Source organism: Paenibacillus sp. Lou8.1, from assembly GCF_024213565.1.
GTDB lineage: Bacteria > Bacillota > Bacilli > Paenibacillales > Paenibacillaceae > Paenibacillus > Paenibacillus polymyxa_B.
The window spans coordinates 445,934-468,802 of the sequence record NZ_JANAVN010000001.1 but is presented as its reverse complement, the minus strand read 5'-3'; the positions used below and the strand labels follow the sequence as shown (position 1 = coordinate 468,802).

24 protein-coding genes are annotated in these 22,869 nt (G+C 45.7%); 1 reads left to right on the top strand and 23 read right to left on the bottom strand.

The features are described 5' to 3' along the window. Nucleotides 1-26: 26 nt before the first annotated feature. The 23 genes from NLX78_RS02260 to NLX78_RS02150 form a co-directional block, all read right to left on the bottom strand. Nucleotides 27-500, bottom strand: coding sequence for a flagellar basal body-associated FliL family protein (locus NLX78_RS02260; RefSeq protein ID WP_061831870.1), 474 nt, complete (start codon nucleotides 498-500; stop codon nucleotides 27-29). Beyond that, nucleotides 497-721, bottom strand: coding sequence for a flagellar FlbD family protein (locus NLX78_RS02255; protein WP_013309896.1), 225 nt, complete (start codon nucleotides 719-721; stop codon nucleotides 497-499). The genes NLX78_RS02260 and NLX78_RS02255 overlap by 4 nt, the downstream gene beginning before the upstream one ends. A gap of 60 nt (nucleotides 722-781) precedes the next feature. Then, nucleotides 782-1,591 (bottom strand): flagellar basal body rod protein FlgG, encoded by an 810-nt coding sequence (gene flgG, locus NLX78_RS02250; protein WP_235308124.1) that lies wholly within the window; start codon nucleotides 1,589-1,591, stop codon nucleotides 782-784. A gap of 103 nt (nucleotides 1,592-1,694) precedes the next feature. After that, a complete protein-coding gene (locus NLX78_RS02245; RefSeq protein WP_061831868.1) occupies nucleotides 1,695-2,075 on the bottom strand; it encodes a TIGR02530 family flagellar biosynthesis protein in 381 nt (126 codons plus the stop codon). After that, entirely contained in the window at nucleotides 2,072-2,605 is a 534-nt protein-coding gene (locus tag NLX78_RS02240; RefSeq protein WP_025723729.1) for a flagellar hook capping FlgD N-terminal domain-containing protein, read from the bottom strand. Before NLX78_RS02240 ends, NLX78_RS02245 begins: the two co-directional genes overlap by 4 nt. A 19-nt stretch (nucleotides 2,606-2,624) precedes the next feature. Further along, entirely contained in the window at nucleotides 2,625-4,082 is a 1,458-nt protein-coding gene (locus NLX78_RS02235; RefSeq protein WP_254349499.1) for a flagellar hook-length control protein FliK, read from the bottom strand. A gap of 26 nt (nucleotides 4,083-4,108) precedes the next feature. Continuing rightward, entirely contained in the window at nucleotides 4,109-5,092 is a 984-nt protein-coding gene (locus tag NLX78_RS02230; RefSeq protein WP_069291726.1) for a magnesium transporter MgtE N-terminal domain-containing protein, read from the bottom strand. Between the two features lie 47 nt (nucleotides 5,093-5,139). Continuing rightward, nucleotides 5,140-5,583 (bottom strand): flagellar export protein FliJ, encoded by a 444-nt coding sequence (gene fliJ, locus NLX78_RS02225; RefSeq protein WP_254349498.1) that lies wholly within the window; start codon nucleotides 5,581-5,583, stop codon nucleotides 5,140-5,142. Nucleotides 5,584-5,593: 10 nt separating this feature from the next. Next, the gene (gene fliI / locus NLX78_RS02220; protein WP_069291725.1) at nucleotides 5,594-6,913 is read right to left on the bottom strand and encodes a flagellar protein export ATPase FliI; all 1,320 of its coding nucleotides are present in this window, start codon (nucleotides 6,911-6,913) and stop codon (nucleotides 5,594-5,596) included. After that, complete coding sequence (locus NLX78_RS02215; protein WP_254349497.1) at nucleotides 6,900-7,736, bottom strand: FliH/SctL family protein; 837 nt, start codon at nucleotides 7,734-7,736, stop codon at nucleotides 6,900-6,902. Before NLX78_RS02215 ends, fliI begins: the two co-directional genes overlap by 14 nt. After that, nucleotides 7,729-8,745 (bottom strand): flagellar motor switch protein FliG, encoded by a 1,017-nt coding sequence (gene fliG, locus NLX78_RS02210; protein WP_013370674.1) that lies wholly within the window; start codon nucleotides 8,743-8,745, stop codon nucleotides 7,729-7,731. Before fliG ends, NLX78_RS02215 begins: the two co-directional genes overlap by 8 nt. Before the next feature lie 11 nt (nucleotides 8,746-8,756). Continuing rightward, the gene (gene fliF, locus NLX78_RS02205; RefSeq protein WP_013309886.1) at nucleotides 8,757-10,340 is read right to left on the bottom strand and encodes a flagellar basal-body MS-ring/collar protein FliF; all 1,584 of its coding nucleotides are present in this window, start codon (nucleotides 10,338-10,340) and stop codon (nucleotides 8,757-8,759) included. A gap of 35 nt (nucleotides 10,341-10,375) precedes the next feature. After that, nucleotides 10,376-10,690, bottom strand: coding sequence for a flagellar hook-basal body complex protein FliE (gene fliE, locus NLX78_RS02200; RefSeq protein ID WP_061831861.1), 315 nt, complete (start codon nucleotides 10,688-10,690; stop codon nucleotides 10,376-10,378). A 39-nt stretch (nucleotides 10,691-10,729) separates the two neighbouring features. Then, on the bottom strand, nucleotides 10,730-11,182 hold the full coding sequence (gene flgC, locus NLX78_RS02195) for a flagellar basal body rod protein FlgC (RefSeq protein ID WP_013309884.1): 453 nt from the start codon (nucleotides 11,180-11,182) through the stop codon (nucleotides 10,730-10,732). A 6-nt stretch (nucleotides 11,183-11,188) separates the two neighbouring features. Then, entirely contained in the window at nucleotides 11,189-11,596 is a 408-nt protein-coding gene (gene flgB, locus NLX78_RS02190) for a flagellar basal body rod protein FlgB (protein ID WP_254349496.1), read from the bottom strand. 408 nt (nucleotides 11,597-12,004) lie between these two features. Then, a complete protein-coding gene (hslU, locus tag NLX78_RS02185; protein ID WP_023988186.1) occupies nucleotides 12,005-13,405 on the bottom strand; it encodes an ATP-dependent protease ATPase subunit HslU in 1,401 nt (466 codons plus the stop codon). A 36-nt stretch (nucleotides 13,406-13,441) separates the two neighbouring features. Further along, complete coding sequence (hslV, locus tag NLX78_RS02180; protein WP_013309881.1) at nucleotides 13,442-13,984, bottom strand: ATP-dependent protease subunit HslV; 543 nt, start codon at nucleotides 13,982-13,984, stop codon at nucleotides 13,442-13,444. Between the two features lie 26 nt (nucleotides 13,985-14,010). Beyond that, nucleotides 14,011-15,351 (bottom strand): FADH(2)-oxidizing methylenetetrahydrofolate--tRNA-(uracil(54)-C(5))-methyltransferase TrmFO, encoded by a 1,341-nt coding sequence (trmFO, locus tag NLX78_RS02175; RefSeq protein WP_061831860.1) that lies wholly within the window; start codon nucleotides 15,349-15,351, stop codon nucleotides 14,011-14,013. Nucleotides 15,352-15,378: 27 nt separating this feature from the next. Next, nucleotides 15,379-17,481 (bottom strand): type I DNA topoisomerase, encoded by a 2,103-nt coding sequence (gene topA / locus NLX78_RS02170; RefSeq protein ID WP_254349495.1) that lies wholly within the window; start codon nucleotides 17,479-17,481, stop codon nucleotides 15,379-15,381. A 285-nt stretch (nucleotides 17,482-17,766) separates the two neighbouring features. After that, on the bottom strand, nucleotides 17,767-18,885 hold the full coding sequence (gene dprA, locus NLX78_RS02165) for a DNA-processing protein DprA (protein WP_061831858.1): 1,119 nt from the start codon (nucleotides 18,883-18,885) through the stop codon (nucleotides 17,767-17,769). Nucleotides 18,886-19,113: 228 nt separating this feature from the next. After that, on the bottom strand, nucleotides 19,114-20,043 hold the full coding sequence (gene sucD, locus NLX78_RS02160; protein WP_025723280.1) for a succinate--CoA ligase subunit alpha: 930 nt from the start codon (nucleotides 20,041-20,043) through the stop codon (nucleotides 19,114-19,116). A 49-nt stretch (nucleotides 20,044-20,092) separates the two neighbouring features. Further along, nucleotides 20,093-21,253 (bottom strand): ADP-forming succinate--CoA ligase subunit beta, encoded by a 1,161-nt coding sequence (gene sucC / locus NLX78_RS02155; RefSeq protein ID WP_061831857.1) that lies wholly within the window; start codon nucleotides 21,251-21,253, stop codon nucleotides 20,093-20,095. 339 nt (nucleotides 21,254-21,592) lie between these two features. Then, nucleotides 21,593-22,063, bottom strand: coding sequence for a MarR family winged helix-turn-helix transcriptional regulator (locus NLX78_RS02150; RefSeq protein ID WP_254349494.1), 471 nt, complete (start codon nucleotides 22,061-22,063; stop codon nucleotides 21,593-21,595). Between the two features lie 147 nt (nucleotides 22,064-22,210). Here NLX78_RS02150 and NLX78_RS02145 point away from each other — a divergent pair, with 147 nt between their 5' ends. Next, nucleotides 22,211-22,639, top strand: a complete 429-nt coding sequence (locus tag NLX78_RS02145; protein ID WP_061831855.1) for an organic hydroperoxide resistance protein — start codon at nucleotides 22,211-22,213, stop codon at nucleotides 22,637-22,639. Nucleotides 22,640-22,869: the final 230 nt, after the last annotated feature.

The window sequence follows — 22,869 nt, the reverse complement described above, 5'->3', positions numbered from 1 at the left end:
CGTGTTCCTGACAAGTTCACCTGGAATCAAATGGCTGCCAGCAAAAAGTCTGTAATTTTGGCGTTCCCCAGGTGACCTTCAGGGAGCGACTTGTTGATGAGATCCGTCAGCTTGTCACTGAACTGGTCCCGGCCTTTAGCCGTTCTGAGCTCATCAGGTTTGGTGTCTGCAAGCAATTGAATAACGATGGGCTTAATACTGATGTCTTTAATTTTTTCAAAAGATTCTTTTGCTTTGGCATCGTTCAATTGAAAAGATAGGTTCATCTGGACAATGTAATCTGCGTCTGCCAAATTCGTTTTGATACCGGTAATTTCAGAGCTCACTTCCACCAATTCATCTGCTGACAATCTTGGAAGTTGTTCTGCTTGAGCAGCTTGCGCATTCGTTATGACTTCCGACTTCTTCCCGCTAAGCGCTGGTATAAGTACAAAGGCCGCGCCTGCAATCAAAGTAATCGCGAGTAAAATTGTAATGAGCCATGGCAGCATCTTCTTCATTCGTCTTCCTCCATTTGTTGCACTTTTATCGTGGCGGCATGCATGCCGATTTCACGGCTGTAACCCTTGATCAAGGAGACGACATCTGCCGCTTTTTCCAATACAATCAACCGTTTCCCCGTCACCAAAGTGACGTATGTATCCGGTGTTTCCTCCACAGTCTCAATGAGCAGCGCATTAAGCCACATAGGCGAGCCGTTCAGCCGCGTTAACGGGATCATCGTAACATCAACCTCCTGATAGGTGCGGAGGAGCCTCTACTCCTCCGCGTTTAAATGAGATTATCGTTTCAAGTTTACAACTTCCTGAAGCACTTCATCCGAGGTTGTAATGATACGCGAGTTCGCTTGGAATCCACGCTGTGCCACGATCATTTCGGTAAATTCGCCTGTCAGATCAACGTTGGACATTTCCAGCTGACCTGAGATAATAGCTCCCAGACCATCTGCGTTAGCAGTACCGATTTCCAATTCCTCTAGGTTAGAGTTAACTGTGGTACGGTATAAACTTCCCCCAATCTTCTCCAGACCTTCTGTATTCGCCACTCTAGCCACACCAATTTGAAGAGCATTATCAGTTGTACCATCTTGCAATTGCTGCACAATTGTACCGTCCTGTGAGATAGAGAAAGATGCGACATCTTCTGAAAGTGTAATTGGAGTTCCTCCTGTATCCACTACGAAAAACCCATCGGAAGTAACCAGATTTCGGTTCGCATCTACGTGAAAATCACCCGCACGAGTCAGATAAGGAACTTCCTGTGCATCATTCATTTTGACCAGGAAAAATCCGTCACCGTTAATACGTAAATCCGTTGGATTGTTCGTAGTCATTGCACTACCTGGAAGGTGCAGTGTATCAATAGAGCTGACCGACACTCCCAAACCTACCTGCTTGGCATTTTGCCCGGCGGTTGTTGTTCCGTCTGGTGCACTTGCGCCTGAACTCGTTTGGCTCAAGATATCCTTGAACATCACTCGGCTGGACTTGAATCCTGTAGTATTTACGTTTGCAATGTTGTTACCGATAACGTCCAGCTTTGTTTGAAAGCCCTTCATGCCCGATACACCTGAATACATTGATCTCAACATTGAGTATAAATCCTCCTCTGATTGGTTGCTTAGTTGACCGCATCAGTCGATCCGCGGCTTTTTCATGGCTTTCCTATTCGGGCCAGCCACTTCGTATACATTTTTATGAAATAATTACAGCACTATCTATCTGCGTAAATACGTTATCCTCCATGGACTTCTTATCCATCGCGGTAACAACTGTTCGATTAGGTACACTTACAATCAAAGCCATATCCTGCATTAAAATCAGTGATTCTTTGGCGCCTTTGGCAGCTGCTTTATCCACAGCAGAGTTAATTTTCGCCATTTGGTCACTTCTCAACTCTATTCCCCGTTGCTCCAAACGCTTGGCTGCATGGTTGCTCAGCTTGAGCACCTGATCCTGCAACACCTGACCGAACGGTCTGGCATCCTTCGATACCGAATTTACTCGGTTTTTTGAGATTGCTGCCGGGGGCACGTTGGCGGGAAAAAGGCGTCCGACCGTTATCCTGTCATTCATGAGTTCTCACCGCTTCCAGTAGAGGAAGAAGATGAAGTATCCGATGTATCTGTAGCGGGAGTCGTTGTGTTAGCCTGACTCACTGATGTTACATCTTTTAATGCCACCTCAGCCGCTCCCATTTTGGCATACTGCACACCGTCACGAATAACGATGGAATCCACGATTCCACTTTTCACTGTACCCGCACCTGTTTCACCTGTAATGGAGTCTTTTTTACCTGCCTCAATCCAGCTGACTTCTTTTCCTATCAAACCGGAGGCTGTACCTAAAGACTGTCCCAATGCATTCAACTGCGTAGAAATGTTCATCAGTTGTTCCACCGAGGAAAACTGGGCCATTTGAGCGATAAATTCTTTATCCTCCAAAGGCTGCATCGGATCCTGATTTTGTAGCTGGGTGATCAAAATTTTCAAAAACTGATCTTTACCCATCGTTTTAGTATCCTTGGCACTTGCTGTTTTGACATTATTCACATTGTAATTCGGCCAGACGTTACTGGTGGATACATTGTTGTCTGTAGTCGTCATTGTGTTCTCACCTCCATCATTACGCTTGTGCTGTAAAGGAGCCTGTCCGATTCATATCATCTGCGCGTTGTTCAGCTGTCCAGTTACGAAGCTCTTCTGCCATTTCAGCTACCTTCAAAGCATCCTCGCTCTCTTCTCTACCTCGAGCTTTGGAACGTTGATTGGATTGCTGCTGCTGATTAGCTCCAGATCCGCGTCCATCCTGATACATATGGGAGGAAAGCGACTCATTGTGCGTTACTTCTACCTTATCTACCTGAATACCTTGGCTCTGGAGACTCGAACGCAGCTGCGACATTTGCTGTTCCAGCAAATCCTTCGCTCCGCTATGCTCAGTCATGAACTGGGCAACCAGATGACCATTTTGCATTGTCAGCTTAACTTCCAGCTGGCCCAGATGATCTGGACGAAGCATGATAGTCGCTTCCGTCAAACCAGTGTGTTTTACAATGTCAAGTTTCTGCACTACAAATTCGGTCATCTCCTTGGCAAATTGCCGTACATGTACGACTGGTTGAGCCGGAGCCGAAGGTGTTGTTCCTTGCGTTTGTACCGAAAGCTGTCCCGCAGTCGTGATCACTGGAGTCTGATTGTCAGTTGCTGTCGAATCCGCTTGCTCAGTTGCATCTACGAATGCACTCGCTTCATCTGTTACAGTCGTCTTAACTGCAGACTGAACGAGAATATTAGTTGATGAACGTTGCCCTTCTGAACCTTGTTGATTAGTTTCACCCTGACTTGCTTGCTGCTGAGAAGCAACAACCTGTTTGTCTGTAGTAGCTGTAGCTACGGTTAGAGTACCATTTGCTCGATTTGCAGAAGGCTGAACTGCTTGTGAATCCCCACCATCAGCAAGTTCCACAGCTTTCATTACACCATTCCACTGCTCATCGGAAATAGCTCCCGTACCTGCCGTTGCGCTTTGGAGCGATTGTAGCAACTGTGCCACCTGGGACTTTCGGTCTCCAGAAGCCTGCTCTACTACATTGGCAAGTTGTGACAAAGCGTCCTGTAATGCAAATCGAAGAGTAGCCGGGTTGGCTGCCAAAGCTGTTAAGCCTGTCGCCTCTGTCGTTTCTCCACCGTTTAACTGTTGATTTGTTCCGTCGCCTTGTAAAAACTGTTGTACTTGCTGAATCCACGCTTGCAGAGTTGCAAGCAGAGCAGGATCAGTAGCTACTTGATCATCCAGCTTTTCAAGATTTTGCAGCAAAGGAGCCAGTGTTTCGGCCAGCGGCTCGGTTGGAGCTTCCGTGGATTCTCCAGTTGCAATAAGCGGAAGTACCATAACTAATGGAGAACCGTTCGCATCTGTGCCTGCTGAGCCCGTTTGCCCGCCTGTCATCATTTGCGTAAGTGTTTGATTAAAAGCACCCGTGGTTGCTCCAGCAGCTGTCGCTGTAGTCGTTGTTGAGGCCGTTGTACTGCTAGCTGCCTGACTGGAGCCGAGCGATACACTTTGAGAAATAAGGGTCATTTATTTTTCACCTCCCTTCATTTAAATTACTTACTGCCCATCAGTTTGTTCAAAATTTTTGCGGTCTGAGCAGCATCCTTGGCAGACATATTTTGTAGTAAAGAACCACGTGTCGAATCATCTACTGTATTTAATATGTTTAATGCCTTGTCTGGACTGATTTTGTAAGTTTGTAAAATAAGTTCGGCACCGCTCTTCTTGTCCATGGAAGCAAATGTGCTACTGATTTGAGTGCTTTGCAAACTCTTACTCGTTGTTCCAGCTGTGGTACCTTGATCCTTTTTCAGACGAGACTGCAAGGCAGCAACTGACAAATCCGTAGATGGCGTTACGTTTTTCAGAGCCATAGTAATATCGGCTGCTTTTTTAGCGTCCATCTTTTGCAAAATCTTTGCACTGTTGGCAGGGTCCATGTAGCTTAACAGCTGCACAGTCTCTTCCGTGGTCAGATTCTCCATAATCGGTGCCGCTTTACTTGCTGTCATCCCTTCATACATGCTAGCAAGATCTCTGGCCTGTTTTACATAAGGATCTTCATTTGTTGTTCCACCTGTAGTTTGCGTACCGGCCTGTCCCGGCTGACTGGCCTGTGACTGCTGTTCCTGTTGCGTTTGCAGCGTATTGACCTGATTCTGCAGTTCAGTAACCTTTTTATCTTGTGTCGTCTTAGCAGCGGTAGCCTTTTTAAGCTCCTCCGTCTGCTTGGCTAAATCTGCCTTTAACTGCTCAATAGTTGCTTCAGAACTTTCAGACTGAGCCTTCTGATCTGCCTCTTTCGTCTGGGTAGCCTTATCTTTCGGTTCAGGTATCCAATTTTTAACAACTGGTATTTTGTTCCCTAATGAAATCATTTCGCTTCTGAAGTCCATATTGAACAATGTAAGCAGGACCCCGACCAGAACGATTGTGAACACAATCGGAATCAGGAAAAACATAAACCGTTCAAATCCCCCGCCTGATTCTTTTCCTAAATCCATATCCAGTTCATTTTCTGCTAACTTCTGTGCCATCGTCTTCCTCCTCAGGCAGCTGATATGCGTATCCTATGACTTTCCGCTTACCGGGCTTTCATGGCAAATCGCACGGAAGCCATTTCATCCAGCTCGTTCTGCTCGCGCAGGAGCATTTCCTGTTGGAATTTCACGTTGGCCTTCTCTCTCGCTTTCAGCCAAACCTGTTCATCCAGCATTTTATCGGTCAAAACGGTTTGTTTGCTTTGCACATTTTGCTGCGCATATTGAACATCCCTATGCTTGCGTGTAATACATTGGTCCAGATGATTAACATAAGCCTGTAATTCCTGAATGGTAGAGAGTGGCGCGCAATCCTCGGCAGCCTTTTGAATGGCTGATATGATCCGATTCCTTTCGCCTACAAGCTGTGTTAATGTCTGCTCCTCAGCCTGCAATTGTCCGACAGCACTGGAAAGCAACCATTCGGCCTGTGACTTTTCGTTGGTTTTCAAGTCTACAACTTTCTGAAAGGAATACTGAAATCTCATCGTTCAACCTTCATCTCCTCGTAAATTCAGAAATCAAACGCTCCCTTACCTCGTCCAGCTCAGCCTTTTCATCTGTTCTTTGTCTTGTAAAATCCCATATATCTCGTATGCGCTCCATGGATTCGTCAATTTCTGCATTTGAACCTTGCTGATAGGCCCCGATATTAATTAGATCCTCCGAATCTTTGTAAATGGCCATCAAGCGCTTAATGTTCTCGGCAGCATCTATCTGATCTCGTGGTGCGATATCCTTCATAACCCGGCTAATACTCGCTAACACATCAATTGCGGGAAAATGTCCTTTGTTCGCAATTCCACGATTCAAGACAATATGTCCATCCAAAATCCCGCGCACCGCATCCGCGATGGGCTCATTCATGTCGTCCCCATCGACCAGTACCGTATAAAAAGCGGTTATGGAGCCAGTAGGACCTGTCCCTGCACGTTCTAAAAGCTTAGGTAGACTAGCAAACACGGAAGGGGTGTACCCTCTCATTGCCGGTGGCTCGCCTACCGCTAGGCCGACTTCACGTTGGGCCATCGCATATCGGGTAACTGAATCCATCATCAGCATGACATTCAATCCGCGATCCCGAAAATATTCCGCGATGGTCGTTGCAATAAGTGCACCCTTAATACGGATTAACGCAGGTTGGTCGGAAGTTGCTACAATGACCACGGAACGTTCTAGTCCCTCCGGACCTAAATCCCGTTCAATAAAGTCCAGCACTTCACGTCCACGTTCCCCGATCAAGGCAATTACATTCACATCGGCTTCCGTATTACGAGCAATCATTCCCATCAAGGTACTTTTACCTACACCCGAACCCGCAAAAATACCAACCCGTTGTCCTTTACCGATAGTAAGCAACCCGTCGATAGCGCGCACCCCGATACTGATTGGTTCCTGCACACGCGGACGATTCAGCGGATTGGACGGAATATTGAAGGTTGAATATCTCGCCATTCGCGAGGGGATCAATGAGCCATCCAGAGGCTGACCCAAGCCGTCCAGCACTTTGCCTAACAGCTCCGACCCGACCTGCACATTTAACGGCTTCCCTGTTCCTACAACATCACAACCGGGACCAATGGATTGCAGTTCTCCAAGTGGCATCAGAAGCACTTTATTGTCCCTGAAGCCTACAACCTCCGCTTGCAACGGCTTGGCCGTTTTACCCGGATAAATGTAACAAACATCCCCGATACTGGCGTCTGGACCTTCCGATTCAACCATCAGGCCGATAACCTGCGTAACCTTGCCATTTACCCGAACCGGGTCCAACTGGCGCAAATGATCCATGTAGCGCTGCGCATTAAGCCCCTTCATGTCTTCGCTCCTCATTCTCATGTGCCAGACGCAGTAGTTCCTTTTTGATCTCAGCTAATTGCGTATCAATCCGCGCATCCACGCTTCCAAAGGAAGAACGGATAACACAGCCGCGATCTTTGACGGTACCATCAGGAATAATTTGCAGTTCTGCCTGCGAATCGACAGTTAATGACAATTCTTCTCGTGCACCTTGCACAAATGCGAAATGCTGAGGCGACACACACAATGTAATGGTTCCTTTTTCCCGCTTACGAGCCAAATTTTTACGAATTAATTCAATCGTGTATTCTGGCTCAAGGCTAAGCTGCTTCTCAATGACCTTCTCAGCAATAGCACTACTCAGTTCGACCAGGAAAGGCTCCGCTTCCTGAATCAGTTGTTCCTTAATCTCATAGGCCTGACGCAGAATATCCTGTGCTTCTTCCATCATCTGCTCCGATTTCGTTTGCAGCTCGGCCTCAGCCAGCTTCTGGCCTTCTTCATATCCTTGCTGAAACCCATCAGCTTTTAACGACTGAGTCAACTGATCGTCATGCTCGCGTCGTTCCTGCCACCAGGATTCAATCTGCTGCTGTGCCTCCTGAAGCATCCGTTCCGCTTCTTCAGCTGCCTCGCGAACCTGACGTTCGGCAAAATCCTTGGCATCATTCAGCATTTCATCCCGCAGCCGTTCAGCCTCGTGATCTCGCTGAGGCTCCGGCTCCGTATATTCATTTGTGATTTCTTCATCCGTCGTTTCTGGCGCATACGTATGTGCCACATCAATTGTTTTCAAAGCCTCTACAGGAACATATTGGAAAGATTTAATCAAGTTAGACAATGATGTCATCTCCTCCGCCGCGTGCGATTATAATCTCACCGGCCTCTTCCAATCTGCGGATCGTCGATACGATACGTGTCTGTGCTTCTTCCACATCACGCAACCGCACCGGTCCCATGTACTCCATTTCCTCTTTGAAGGTTTCTGCCATACGTTTCGACATATTTCGGAAAATCACATCGCGTACTTCTTCACTGGACACTTTAAGCGCCAATTGCAAATCTGCATTGTCGATATCGCGGATAATGCGCTGAATGGAACGGTTGTCCACATTGACGATATCCTCGAACACGAACATTCTTTTCTTGATTTCCTCAGCCAGTTCTGGATCTTGAATTTCAAGCGAGTCGAGAATCGTACGTTCGGTTCCGCGGTCTACGCCATTCAAAATCTGAACAATGGACTCGATACCACCCGCATTCGTATAATCCTGCGTCGCGGTTGCAGACAGCTTTTGCTCCAACACTCGTTCCACCTGGGAAATAACTTCCGGAGATGTACTGTCCATGACAGCGACACGCCGGGCCACATCTGCCTGTTTTTCCTGTGGCAGAGACGACAGAATTGCAGCCGCCTGCTCAAATTGCAAGTACGAAAGCACGAGAGCAATCGTTTGCGGATTCTCATTCTGTATAAAATTCAATATCTGGTTTGGATCAGCCTTGCGGGCAAAATCGAAGGGTCTTACCTGTAACGTCGCTGTTAGACGGTTAATGACCTCAACTGCTTTTTGCGATCCGAGTGCTTTCTCCAATATTTCTTTAGCGTAATTAATACCGCCTTGGGAAATATACTCCTGAGCCAAACAAATTTGATGAAACTCGGCCATGATGGAGTCCTTCTCAATGGCATCGACCTTCCGCACATTGGCAATTTCCAATGTAAGTTGCTCGATCTCCTCATCACGCAAATGCTTGAATATTTGAGCAGATACCTCTGGTCCCATTGTGATCAGAAGTATAGCTGCTTTCTGTCTTCCCGTTAAACCTTGACTGCTTGCCTTTGCCAATGAACTCACCTCTATTCGTCAGCCAGCCATGTACGAAGCAGATTGACGAATTCGTCGGGTTTCTTTTTCGCCAGACTTTCAAGCTGTTTACGCACTTGACTTTCATTTGTCACACTTTCCATGGTAATAGACGGGAACTCCGTCGGCGTTGGCATGAGTTGCAATTCTTCATCCAACTCTTCTTCCTGCTTACGACGACCGCGTACGATGAGGAAGATTACCCCCGCCAGCAGTGCCAGAACAGCAGCTCCGATGCCCCATAGCCAAGGGTTGGAAGCTGAGAAGAATGTATTCGTGCTCGCAGGCGCTGGAACAGCTTGTGAGAACACTGAAACCTTCTTAGCCAAATCAGCGTCTGTAATAGTAGTACCAGAATTCGCCAACGATGCTCTTACAATATTAACCAAAATATTTTGAATTGCTGTCTGAGTTGCAGTATCCAACGTTTGCTGACCTGTTGGTGGTTCAACTGCAACATTAATGGTTAAATCTTTTACAGTGTACGGACTTTGGATAATATCCCTTGCAATTCGGTTAACTTCGTAGTTAATCGTACTTGAGCTCTTATCTGAGCTGGTATTGCCGGAATTAGCTCCTCCCGGGTAGCCTGGAACATCCTGTGTTCCTGTTCCTGCAACTCCTCCGGTTTGTCCACTACTGCCCGTATAGCTTTCCTGAATTTGTTGGGCGCTAATTTCAATACCCTTCATTTTCGTTTGATCAACAGGTGTGACCATTTGTTCTTTTGATGTGACTTTGTCGAAATTTAGCTGGGACATAACCAGCACGTTTACCTTGTCGTCTCCAACAATTTTCGACAAAAATTGTTGGACATTATTCCTTACATCGCTCTCAAACTTCTTCTGTAGAGCCATGTTTTCCTGAACACCACTAGTGAGCCCACCTTGGCCGCCCTTGGCCGTTGGAATCAACTCATATTCCTTATTGGTGATCGTAATGTTTTCCACTGGCAGATTCGGCACGGCCGTTTTTACCAGATTAAAGTATCCGTCGATCGCTTGCTGATTTGGAGTAAAGCCAGGCTCGAATTCCATTTGAATCGAAGCGGAGGCTTTGTCCTTTTCTTCAAGTCCGGCAAAAATGTTTTCCTTTGGCATATTAATGACAGCTTTGGAGCTTTGGACACCATCCATCCGTTCCAACAATTGCTGTATTTCGCCGTTCAATGCATTATTGTACTTCACATTGAACTCGTTCTCCGTCATACCAATCGCAGAGGAGGACTGGTCAAAAGCGCTCATGCCGATTGAACCCTTCTGAATCAGGCCTTGAGACCCAACATCTACCTTCGCCTTATCCGCATTAGCAGTTGGGACTGAGATTTGTGTCCCACCAGCATTAAGTTGGTACGGTATACCCGCAGAATCGAGATATTTAATGACTCCGGCAGCATCGTTAGCATTTAAATCTCGGAAAGCCACTTCATACTCGGTTTTGGTAAACTGCATCGTTAGCACTACAACGGCGATAATGATGAATGCTAATGTCGAAACAAGTAATATCTTCTGTTTTTTGCTGAAATTATTCCAATACCCGGAAATCTTATCCCGATATTGGGCGATTCTCTCGTTCACTCCGTCACCCCATCCGAAACTTTGCTAAACCCTCTTTACATCTGTGTACGCATGATCTCCTGATAGGCTTCGATCGCTTTGTTTCGGACCTGTGTAGTAAGCTGCAGGGAAAGCAGCGCTTGTTGGGAAGTGATCATGACCTGATCTACATCAACTTTGCCTGCCATGAATTGGTCGGACATCTGGTGCGTAGCGGCTTCCTGCTGCCCTACTTCATTGAGAGCATCCTTTAGGAAGGAACCAAAATCCTTCAAGGATTCGGAAGGCGTCGCTTTCGTCAACTCATTGTTAGGCGATTGAATCTGCTGTATTGCCGGTGTCTGTACATTAAACATGGCGTTCTGAATCATGTTTTACTCTCCCTATTAAGTAGTTAGTAGTCCTATAACTTAGCGACCGATTTCAAGCGCTTTGGAAACCATAGCCTTTGATGCATTCAGAGCTGTTACATTGGCTTCGTATGAGCGTGTTGCGGAAATCATGTCGACCATTTCTTTCATAATGTCTACATTAGGCATATATACATAGCCATCTTTATCAGCGTCCGGGTGACCCGGATTGTACACAGGCTTTAAAGGTGACTGATCTTCCTGAATTTGCGAAACCTTAACGCCAGCAGCGCTTGTGCTACTTCCTTCCATTTGAGCCTTCAAAACATCGGCAAAGCCAGATTGGTTCGGCTCCAAAACAACCGTTTTTCTCCGATATGGAACTGCTTGTCCATTCTCTACTTTCGCCCGAGTTGTCTCTGCGTTGGCAATGTTGCTAGATATAACGTCCATCCGCAACCGTTGGGCCGTAAGAGCAGATGCACTAATATCAAAGCCGTTGTTAATCTTCACCTAGTCCTATCTCCCTTCTACCGCTGTTCTCATCATCTTGATGCGCTCATTAATTTCTTGGATGTAGGTATTATATCTTAGTTGATTTTCAGCCATAAGACTCATTTCTCTGTCGATATCTACGTTGTTCATATTGTTATTCATGACTGAGTACCCATCTTTGGTGACCGTGGCATCTGGAATGGAGTTCACAGGTCCTATTTGAAAATGTCTTGAATTGGTTACTTTTCCACGTAGTGGTGTGACATCGCCGTTCATTTGCTGCTGAAGCAGTTCTTCAAATGAAACCTCCGAACGCTTAAAATACGGGGTATCCGCATTGGATATATTGTCGGCCATCACACGTTGTCTCGTATTTGCCGCCTGTACACCTGCCTGAAGCTTTTGAAAGCTCATATCACCCAGCAGATTCATTTAGCTCCTCCCTCCCAGCGTCTACTCCAAAGTAAGATTCAATAAAACAAGATTTTTCACTTTTTTTCGACAATAAAATTTCATAATTATACATTTCTTTTAGGTCTTAAGTAGAAAATAATAACTTTCTGTCATATATTCTAAGTTTCGTAGAGTTGGGACCTAATTACAATAAGAAAAAAGCCCTATCTTTTTTAAAAAAGAGGGCTTTAGATGCATAAAATGTTAAATTTTTCAGGTTTATTTCAAGAAAATGAATGTTTTCTTAGCACTTTACACCTGTAAAAGATTATACGTCCTACTTTTGGAATAGACAGAAAAATCATCAACTTGACCATTATCTAGGTCTAAACGACGGTGCAAGATAGTGTTATTCTGGACCTCACACCCTATTTTTAGAAACCCTATTCATAAAATATACTGACTAAGGTCCCTGTTTTGGGCAATATCTCCCAGCTTCTCACGTACATATTCCGGGGTAATGATCATACGATCCAATGTAAGCTCTGGTGCTTCAAACGACAGATCCTCCAGCAGCTTTTCTAGAATGGTATGCAAACGACGTGCGCCAATATTTTCGGTGTTGCGATTTACAGACTCAGCAATGCTGGCAATCTCACGGATCGCTTCCGCAGAAAATTCGACTTCAATCTCCTCAGTACGGAGTAGATCAGTGTATTGCTTGGTCAGCGCATTTTTAGGCTCCGTCAGTATCGACACAAACTCATCCAAAGTCAGGCTACTTAATTCCACACGGATTGGAAAACGGCCCTGCAGCTCAGGAATCAGGTCAGATGGTTTTGCAACATGAAAAGCTCCTGCAGCAATAAACAGAATGTAATCTGTTCTTACCGGACCGTATTTGGTCATGATGGTAGATCCCTCGACAATAGGTAAAATATCGCGCTGGACGCCTTCTCTCGACACATCGGGGCCGCTACCCTTACCCTGGCTGGCAATCTTATCAATTTCATCAATAAAAATAATACCGGATTGCTCAGCACGCTTCACAGACTCCTGAATCACATCATCCATATCGATCAATTTGGCGGCCTCATCTTGAATCAACACCTTGCGAGCTTCCTTGACTGGTAGCTTGCGCTTTTTCGTCCGCTTGGGCAGAAAACTTCCGAACATCTCCTGCATATTCATACCCATTTGTTCATTACCTTGCCCAGCAAACATATCGAGCATATTGGGGGCAGTATCCTCCACATCAATCTCTATGACATCATCCTCAAGCTTACCAGACAATAGATCGAATTTAACCTTACGGCGCTTTTCTGCCAAAGATCCATCCTGTTGTGGTGGTTCTTCTTCTACTGAAGTTCCCGTGTTATTGCCAAACAGCATTTCAAAGGGATTACGTTGCGATTTGTTTGACTTTTCTGCAGGTACAAGAATGCTGACAATCCGTTCATTTGCCATGTCTTCCGCTTTGTCCTTCACATTCTCTGTTCGTTCCGTCTTAACGATGCGAATAGAGGTTTCCATCAGATCACGCACCATGGATTCCACATCACGACCGACGTAACCCACTTCTGTAAATTTGGTCGCCTCTACCTTGACAAAAGGAGCTCCCACGAGCCGTGCAAGTCTACGTGCAATTTCAGTTTTACCCACACCTGTCGGTCCGATCATCAAAATATTTTTAGGCACAATTTCATCCCGGATATCATCCGGCAGCTTACTACGCCGATAACGGTTGCGCAAGGCAACAGCAACAGATTTTTTAGCTTCCTTTTGTCCGACAATATACTTATCCAGCTCGGATACCACTTGTCTGGGCGTCAACGATTGATTATTCATTTTGCACTCCTCCACCCTTGAATACTCAGAGCCGATTTACAGTTCTTCCACGATAATCTGATTGTTCGTATACACACATATTTCCGAAGCAACCTCTAGCGCTTCCCGTGCCATGTCCTTTGCTTCCATGCCAGAGCCATGGCGTTTGAAAGCACGGGCAGCCGCCAATGCAAAATTACCACCTGAGCCAATCGCAAGCACATCATCATCCGGCTCTATAATTTCGCCGCCTCCAGAAATGAGCAACATTCCGGATGAGTCCATCACAATCATGAGCGCTTCCAGCTTGCGCAGGATACGATCCTGACGCCAGTCCTTGGCAAGTTCCACGGCTGCTCTTTGAAGATTTCCGTGGTGTTCCTCCAGCTTATTTTCAAACTTTTCAAATAACGTGATAGCATCGGCCACTGAACCCGCAAATCCTGCAACGACCTGACCTCGATACAATCTGCGCACTTTTTTAGCCGTCTGCTTCATGACAACACTGTTGCCGAACGTTACCTGTCCATCACCCGCAATAGCTCCTTTGCCATTGTGGCGTACAGCGCAGATGGTGGTAGCATGAAAGGACATATCCATAACGCGCTCCTCCTTTTCCTTCATCCTTATGCCTGTACTTCAGCTGACATAACTCCCGTTTCGTTGATATAACCACGCAAACTTTCCAACGCGCGATTAGCGAGAGCTTCATTTTTTTCCTTTTTGTTACGAATCCGTTTCTCCAACTTTGGAAGCAAACCAAAGTTTGCATTCATCGGTTGAAAATGCTTAAAATCAGCGGTCGTAATATACCGTGCCATGCTACCTAATGTCGTTTCCGCAGGAAATACAAACATTTCCTGTCCACGCGCTGCTCGTGCCGCATTCATCCCGGCCAGCAGACCAGAAGCCGCTGACTCCACATATCCCTCTACACCGGTCATTTGTCCGGCGAAGAATAGATTACTTCTTCCCTTGAACTGATAAGTTGGATGAAGTTGCTGCGGAGAATTAATAAAGGTATTGCGATGCATCACACCGTAACGTACAAACTCTGCCTCTTCAAGACCCGGAATCATTGAAAACACACGCTTTTGCTCCCCCCATTTGAGGTGAGTCTGGAAACCAACCAGATTATACAGCGTTCCTGCGGCGTTGTCCTGGCGAAGCTGGACAACTGCGTGGGGCAGTTCTCCTGTATGTGGATTTACGAGACCCACAGGTTTCATCGGTCCGAACAATGCCGTTTGTTTCCCACGTTGCATCATCACTTCGATGGGCATACAGCCTTCGAAATAAATTTCTTTTTCGAATTCCTTGACTTGCGCTACCTCAGCCGTAATCAGAGCCTCATAAAAAGCATCAAATTCCGCTTCGTTCATCGGACAATTCAAGTACGCTGCTTCTCCCTTATCATAACGGGAAGCCAGATAAACCTTGCTCATGTCGATAGAGTCCTTTTCTACAATCGGGGCTGCCGCATCGTAAAAATAGAAATACTCCTCTCCCATCAGTGATTTAATCTGTTCCGACAAAGCCGGAGAAGTTAAAGGCCCCGTCGCAATGACCACAATACCGTCCTGTGGGATTTCCTGAAGCTCTTCATTAACAACCTCGATCAAAGGATGTTGATGAAGCGTCTCAGTAATATGACCAGAAAATCCGTCACGATCCACTGCCAATGCACCGCCAGCCGGAACAGCATGACGATCTGCTGCACTCAGAATCAAGGAGTTTAGTATTCTCATCTCTTCCTTCAGTACACCTACTGCATTCGTTAGGCCGTTTGCCCGCAAGGAATTACTGCATACCAGTTCGGCAAATTTATCTGTATGATGTGCTGGTGTTTTTACAACCGGCCGCATTTCATATAACTTGACTGGCACTCCACGGCTTGCAATTTGCCAGGCAGCTTCGCTGCCCGCCAAACCTGCTCCGATGACCGTTACCTTTTGTAGTTCACTCACGTTTAAATCCCCCTGCTATTGTTGTTCTTAAGAAGTCTCTACGCTCTCATCGCTCTCTTCCAGCATTTCGCTGTGATCGCAGACCGTACAGTTGAGCTTCGTCCCTTGTTTTGTACGTTTTTCGACCATTAGGCTACTGCAACTTGGGCAAGGCTTAATGGACGGTTTATCCCAGGAAACAAAATCACATTCCGGGTAGCGGTCACATCCATAGAAGATACGTCCCTTTTTACTCCGTCGTTCGACGACATGGCCCTCACCGCATGAAGGACAATTAATCCCGATATCCTTAACAATTGGCTTTGTGTTACGGCAATCTGGAAAAGCAGAACAGGCCAGGAATTTACCAAATCGGCCAAGCTTATACACCATTTGGCTGCCACACTTATCACAAATGACATCGGATACTTCATCTTTTATTTCAATTTCTTTCATTTCTTCTTCAGCCACTTCAAGCCGCTTCTCGAATGACTCGTAAAAGTCACTCAACACCTTGACCCAATTACCTTCGCCTTCTTCGACGTGGTCAAGATCACCTTCCATATTAGCTGTAAACTCCACATTCAGAATCTCTGGAAAGAACTCCTCCATCTGTTCGATGACCAATTCGCCCAGCTCTGTAGGGAAAAATTTCTTTTCTTCAATAGCAACGTACCCACGTTTCTGAATGGTTTCCAGCGTTGGTGCATACGTACTTGGACGTCCTATACCCAGTTCTTCCAGCGTCTTCACCAGTCGCGCTTCCGTATAACGGGGAGGCGGTTGTGTAAAATGCTGCTTCGGCTCAACCGCTTCTTTTTTTAATTTATCGCCTGGTTGAAGTGGTGGCAGCAGTTTATCTTCTTCGGTTTTACCGTCGTCATTTCCCTCTACATACACTTTCATGAAACCTGGAAAACGAACCTTAGAACCTGCTGCCCGGAATATCGTCTCACCCGCTTCAATATCTACGGACAAAGTATCCATAATAGCAGAAGCCATCTGGCTGGCCATGAAACGTTCCCATACCAATTTGTACAAACGGAACTGATCCCGACTCATAAACGGCTTAACTGTTTCCGGATCGCGTAACGCAGAGGTTGGGCGAATCGCTTCATGCGCATCCTGGGCGTTGGCCGCTTTTTTTGAATATTGACGAGGAGTTTCAGGTACAAAAGCTTCGCCATATTTTTGAATAATTAATTCTTTCGCTTCCTCTTGAGCTGAAGCGGCGATCCGTGTGGAATCCGTACGCATATACGTAATCAGACCCACGGTCCCTTCTTTTCCTAAATCCACACCCTCATATAGCTGCTGAGCTACAGACATCGTTTTAGATGCACGGAAGTTGAGCTTCCGAGCCGCCTCCTGCTGCAAGGAACTTGTTGTGAATGGAGGAGAAGGATTGCGTAAGCGCTCTTTCTCTTTCACATCGCGCACCTTGTAAGACGATTTTCCGATAGCTTCCAACACTTCTTGTACATCCGCTTCGCTGGAGAGCTCTTTCTTTTCACCGCGCAGCTTATGAAATTTCGCTTCAAAGGTACTGTCTTTAATAGCTAGTTTAGCTGTAATCGTCCAGTATTCTTCCGGTACAAACTCACTGATCTCGTTTTCCCGGTCCAAAATAATTTTCACCGCAACCGACTGCACCCGCCCAGCGGATAGACCCTTTTTTACCTTTTTCCAGAGCAACGGGCTGATTTTGTAGCCAACAAGTCGATCCAGTATCCGTCGTGCCTGCTGAGCATTAACCAAATCCATATTGATTTTACGGGGGGTTTTAAAAGCATCTTTGACAGCCTGCTTCGTAATTTCATTAAATACAACACGGCAATCTGCTGTATCGTCCAGTTCCAGCGCATGTGCCAGATGCCAGGCAATAGCCTCACCTTCGCGATCCGGGTCAGCCGCCAGATATACTTTTTTTACTTTTTTTCGGGCATCCTTTAATTCTTTTAGAATTGAGCCTTTACCTCGAATGGTAATGTATTTGGGATTAAAATCATTTTCGACCTCTACGCCGATCTGACTCTTCGGTAAATCCCTGATATGACCCATGGAAGCCTTGACGATATATTTGCTGCCTAAGTATTTGCCGATCGTCTTCGCCTTGGAAGGCGATTCCACGATGACGAGTGAATCCGCCATAGGCTCTTCCTCCTCTCAATTACACACATGAATATGATAGACTTCCTGAAATGTGGTGAGTTATGACGCAGAGAGCGCTTCACAGATTGGTCATTTTTCCAGATCGCTGTGCTTGTTCAGAAAGATTCCATCTGCTCCGCTACTGCGAGTCATAATGTCAACACATTTCAGGAAGTGGGGAAGGAGTAGGAATTCGCGACGCGGATGAATGCCATACTGCCCTCCACCTGATGTTTAAAAATGAATTTGTGCATTTACTAACTAAGGACTTTGCAAAAACAACTACTAAATAAGCTTGTATTTTGTGCCCGCTAGCTGGGCGATCCTTTTTTTTATGATTAACGATAACAGAACTGCGTGTAAAAGTCCAAAATCCCATGCCGTAGCATCAAGCAGTTCATCCAGTGTCATGGTTCCCTGTTCGAGCAACAGTATGACACGGTTTTCCTCAGAAGTCTCACTTTCTGGCACTTTGGAGACCTCCTTCAGATTAAGACTCTGCTCTCTATTGTATGAAGAAACCTCCCTTGTACGCAAATCTGCTTCATACTCCTCAATAATATCCGAAGCTTCAGTGACTGTTTTGGCTCCTTGCTTAATCAAGCTCAGCGTGCCTCTACTCTTCGGTGACGTAATGGGTCCGGGAACAGCAAACACATCTCGATTTGCCTCTAGCGCAGCATCAGCTGTAATCAAGGAGCCGCTTCTTGCATCTGCTTCGACGACGAGCGTTCCCTTCGTTAGGCCAGCTATAATCCGATTACGTTGTGGAAACATTCCCGGATGTGACCTCGTTCCTGGAGGATACTCCGATACGATCAAGCCTTTGCTAGCCATCTCTGCAAATAAAGACGCATTTTGGGGAGGATAAATTTGATCAATCGCTGTTCCCAGTACACCAATCGTGTTTCCTCCCCGGCGTAGGGCTGTTTCGTGACAAATACTGTCAATCCCTCTCGCCAATCCGCTAACTACTGTAATCCCTGCATTACATAATCCCTCTGTTAGTATCTCCGCTGCTCTACGTCCATAAGCGGTGGGAACGCGAGTTCCTACCATGGCTACAGAGCATGTATGCAAAAGTGATTTATCCCCTTTTGTATACATTACCCATGGTGGGTCAACTGTTTCCTTCATTAATAGGGGATAATCCTCGTCCACATAAGTTACCGTTCCAATATCACCGGATAGAACTCGCTGATATCGTTCATGCACCCATTCTTCATCGTAACACTGAGCCGCAATTCGTGCCTGAGCAGGGCTTAACCCTATCTCAATCCACTTTTGTTCGCTAAAATGCAGTAGCTCATGCAATCGATGGTCACTCGACCAAATACGCTGAATTGTTTTTCTTCCGATTCCCTCTAACTCATGTAAGCCTAACAAAAGCCATCTTTCTTCCAAACAATGGTTCCCCCATTCACGGAAGAGTGAACCCTCCCTTATTTTGTGGCACAATGAATCATTTTGCAAGCGTTTCCCTGACAAGTCTGTCTTAACGCAAAAAAAAGCAACCTTTTCATCCCCTGTTTCAGAAGATAAAAAGGTTGCTTACCTTTCTTTCATTATACACTAGCCTGCGGCAAATTTCGATGCAGTTTTATGGCCTGTATATTAATGAAGAAACACGATTTAATGTGTCGTACACAAATTCAAAATACCACGTGCTTCTAGCACACTTACCAGTGTCGAGCCCATTTCGGAAGGAGTCGGTGCCACCTTGATCCCGCAGGCTTCAAGCGTGGCAATTTTCTCTTTGGCCGTTCCTTTTCCACCAGAAATAATGGCGCCTGCATGCCCCATTCGTTTGCCCGGAGGCGCGGTCACACCGCCGATAAAACCAACTACTGGCTTCGTCATATTGTCCCTGATCCACTCAGCAGCCTCTTCCTCGGCTGTACCCCCAATTTCTCCAATCATAATGACAGCGTGAGTGTTGGGGTCCTCATTGAAACGTTGCAAAATGTCAATGAATTCTGAACCTTTAACGGGGTCACCGCCAATACCAACCGCGGAAGATTGTCCTATACCTCGGGTCGTTAACTGATGCACTGCTTCATAGGTCAAAGTACCACTACGTGACACAACACCTACATGACCTGGTAGATGAATGTAACCTGGCATAATACCGATTTTACATTCTCCTGGCGTAATAACGCCTGGGCAGTTAGGGCCAATCAGAACGGTCTTTTTACCTTCCATAAAACGTTTGACTCTGATCATATCAAGCACCGGAATGCCCTCCGTGATACAAATCACGAGATCTAGTTCCGCATCTACAGCCTCCAAAATGGAATCTGCTGCAAAAGCCGGTGGCACGTAAATCACGCTCGCTGTTGCGCCAGTAGCTTCCTTGGCTTCGCTTACGGTGTTAAACACTGGCAATTTGACCTGTTGTCCGTTCTCCAGTGTAATTTCTACCTCGGTGCCCCCCTTACCGGGAGAGGTGCCACCTACCATTTGTGTACCGTAATCAAGTGCACCCTTGGCATGAAACAACGCCGTTTTTCCCGTAATCCCCTGTGTAATCACCTTTGTATGCTTATCGACCAAAATACTCACGATCTTCACATCCCCTATCGTTTATTCGGCATATCGGAATGCAAACAGGCTATTGAACAAGTTCGACGATTTTTTGGGCGCCATCCGCCATGGAATCCGCTGCTACGATATTCAAACCGGATTCCGCTAAAATCTGTTTGCCGAGCTCAACATTTGTCCCTTCAAGACGGACAACAAGCGGACGAGTCAGCCCCAACTGTTTGGCAGCCTCCACGACGCCGTTCGCAATGATGTCACACTGCATAATTCCGCCGAAAATGTTCACGAAAATACCTTCTACCTTCGGATCGGACAAAATGATTTTGAACGCTTCGGTTACCTTTTCCGTCGTCGCACCGCCCCCTACGTCCAGGAAGTTGGCCGGATCGCCACCGTAATATTTGATAATATCCATGGTTGCCATCGCCAAGCCCGCACCATTGACCATACAGCCAATATTTCCGTCCAGAGCGATATAGCTTAGATCGAATTTAGATGCCTCAATTTCCTTCTCGTCCTCTTCATCCAAATCACGCAATTCCAAAATATCCTTGTGACGGAACAACGCATTAGAATCAAAATTCAGTTTGGCATCCAACGCCAGTACATTCCCATCACCCGTAACGACTAAGGGATTGATTTCTGCAATCGAACAGTCCTTGTCCACAAAAGCTTCGTATAGTGCCAGCATAAACTTGACCGCTTTGTTTACCAGTTCATTTGGGATATTAATGTCATACGCCAACTTACGGGCCTGATACACCTGAAGCCCAATCGCTGGATCAACAACCGCTTTAAAAATCTTCTCCGGAGTGGCTGCAGCCACCTCTTCGATTTCCGTACCGCCTTCTTCTGAGGCCATCATTACGATACGTCCAGTCGCACGATCTACGACAACGCCGACGTAATATTCTTTACGAATATCGCAGCCTTCCTCAACCAAAAGGCGTTTGACCTCTTTACCTTCAGGTCCGGTCTGATGCGTCACCAGCACCTTACCCAAAATTTCAGAAGCAAAAGTCCGCACCTCATCCAAACCTTTGGCAACTTTCACGCCACCCGCTTTACCGCGTCCACCAGCATGAATTTGTGCTTTTACCACCGTAACAGCGCTTCCAAGCGATTCTGCCGCAGCAACGGCTTCCTCCACCGTATAGGCAACCTTACCGTTCGGTACAGCCACTCCGTACTGCTTCAATACTTCTTTACCCTGATATTCATGGATATTCATTCTGGAATCCTCCTATCAACATGACTGCAACAAGGGCGGTTCACAAGGAAATCTATACTAAACCTACATCATTGTAACATGTTTTTAAAACGCTTTCCTTATAATTTAACCTCATGAATTACAGTATTTTGATATCATTATCATTCCCAAAATCGAATGTTTGGATATTATTGGATATTTATCTTAATACAAATTCACACAAAAAAAGCACCTCTACAACATGGGATTACCTAATCCACATTAAGAGGCACTTTAATTCTTCAAGCATGATTAGGTATTTTTTCTTTCAGCTGAGAACAACTCATGCCATAAGATTCGCAAGAGCAACTGAAAAACACCTTATGATTTTTCAATTTGTATATTAGCTTGATGAACACGATCGAGCAGATCATTGAACTGGAGCAGAAGCGACCCAAATTGATCATGAGTCATACTTGTTTTTTCCTGGATGCATCCTGGTACGGACAGAGCTTTTTCCCGTAATGCGCTTCCCTCTGTCGTCAAAGAAATCAGCACCTTACGCTCATCCTGAGTGGAACGCTTTCGATCGATAAGCCCGGCGTTCTGCAATCTCTTCAATAGCGGAGTTAGTGTGCCGGAGTCCAAATATAGTGCCTCACCCAATTCCTTCACTGTACACTCTTCACGCTCCCAGAGCACGATAAGTACCAAATATTGCGAGTACGTCACACCGAGCTTTTCCAGATAAGGCTGGTATAGCTTCGTAATCTCTCTGGAGCATGCATATATGGCAAAGCATAACTGATTATCAAGTTTCAACGCTGTACCTTCATTAGGATTGTCTTTCATGCTGTCTGATCACCTACTTTCGTCATTATTTTAGCACATTATATAATAAAATACATGCTAATTGCACAAAATACTTTACAAACAATAATTATTTTGATAAATTAAATTGTGTAAAATATAAATTGAGCGAGAGGCAGTGATTGGATTATGATGACCATTCAACAAAAAATGTATGAAACAACAGTAAAAGCGGTTGGTGGACGTAACGGTTATATCGAGTCTTCTTCCCCTGAACTCCGTTTAGATATTGATACCCCAAAAGAAATGGGCGGCGCAGGCGGTGCAGGTACGAATCCAGAGCAATTGTTCGCAGCAGGCTATTCCGCTTGCTTTGACAGTGCCTTAAATATGGTTGCTCGCATGCAACGTATTAAGCATGAAGGTACTGAAGTAACAGCTACGGTCCATTTCGGCAAAGTGGAAGACGGCGGCTTCGGAATCGGAGTAAATCTCGACGTACTGGTAAAAGGCGTCGATCATGAAACTGCAGTAAAACTGGTGGAAGGCGCACATGAACAATGTCCATACTCTCGCGCTACACGCGGTAATATTGAAGTGAAACTGAACGTTTTGTAACTTAGATTTTCTTTGCATATGTAGGGGCCCATCTCCATCTCTCTTCATGAATTCAATAGTATTCGTTAGAATTAATCTTACAACAAGTCCCTCAACCGTTTTTTGTCGAGGGGCTTATTATCCTTTCAGCTATTCCTTCGTTAAAGAATGTTTGTTTTTTTCCATCAAGTAACATGGGAGATGATGTATAATCGTATATACAAAATTGATATACTCATAGTATAATCACT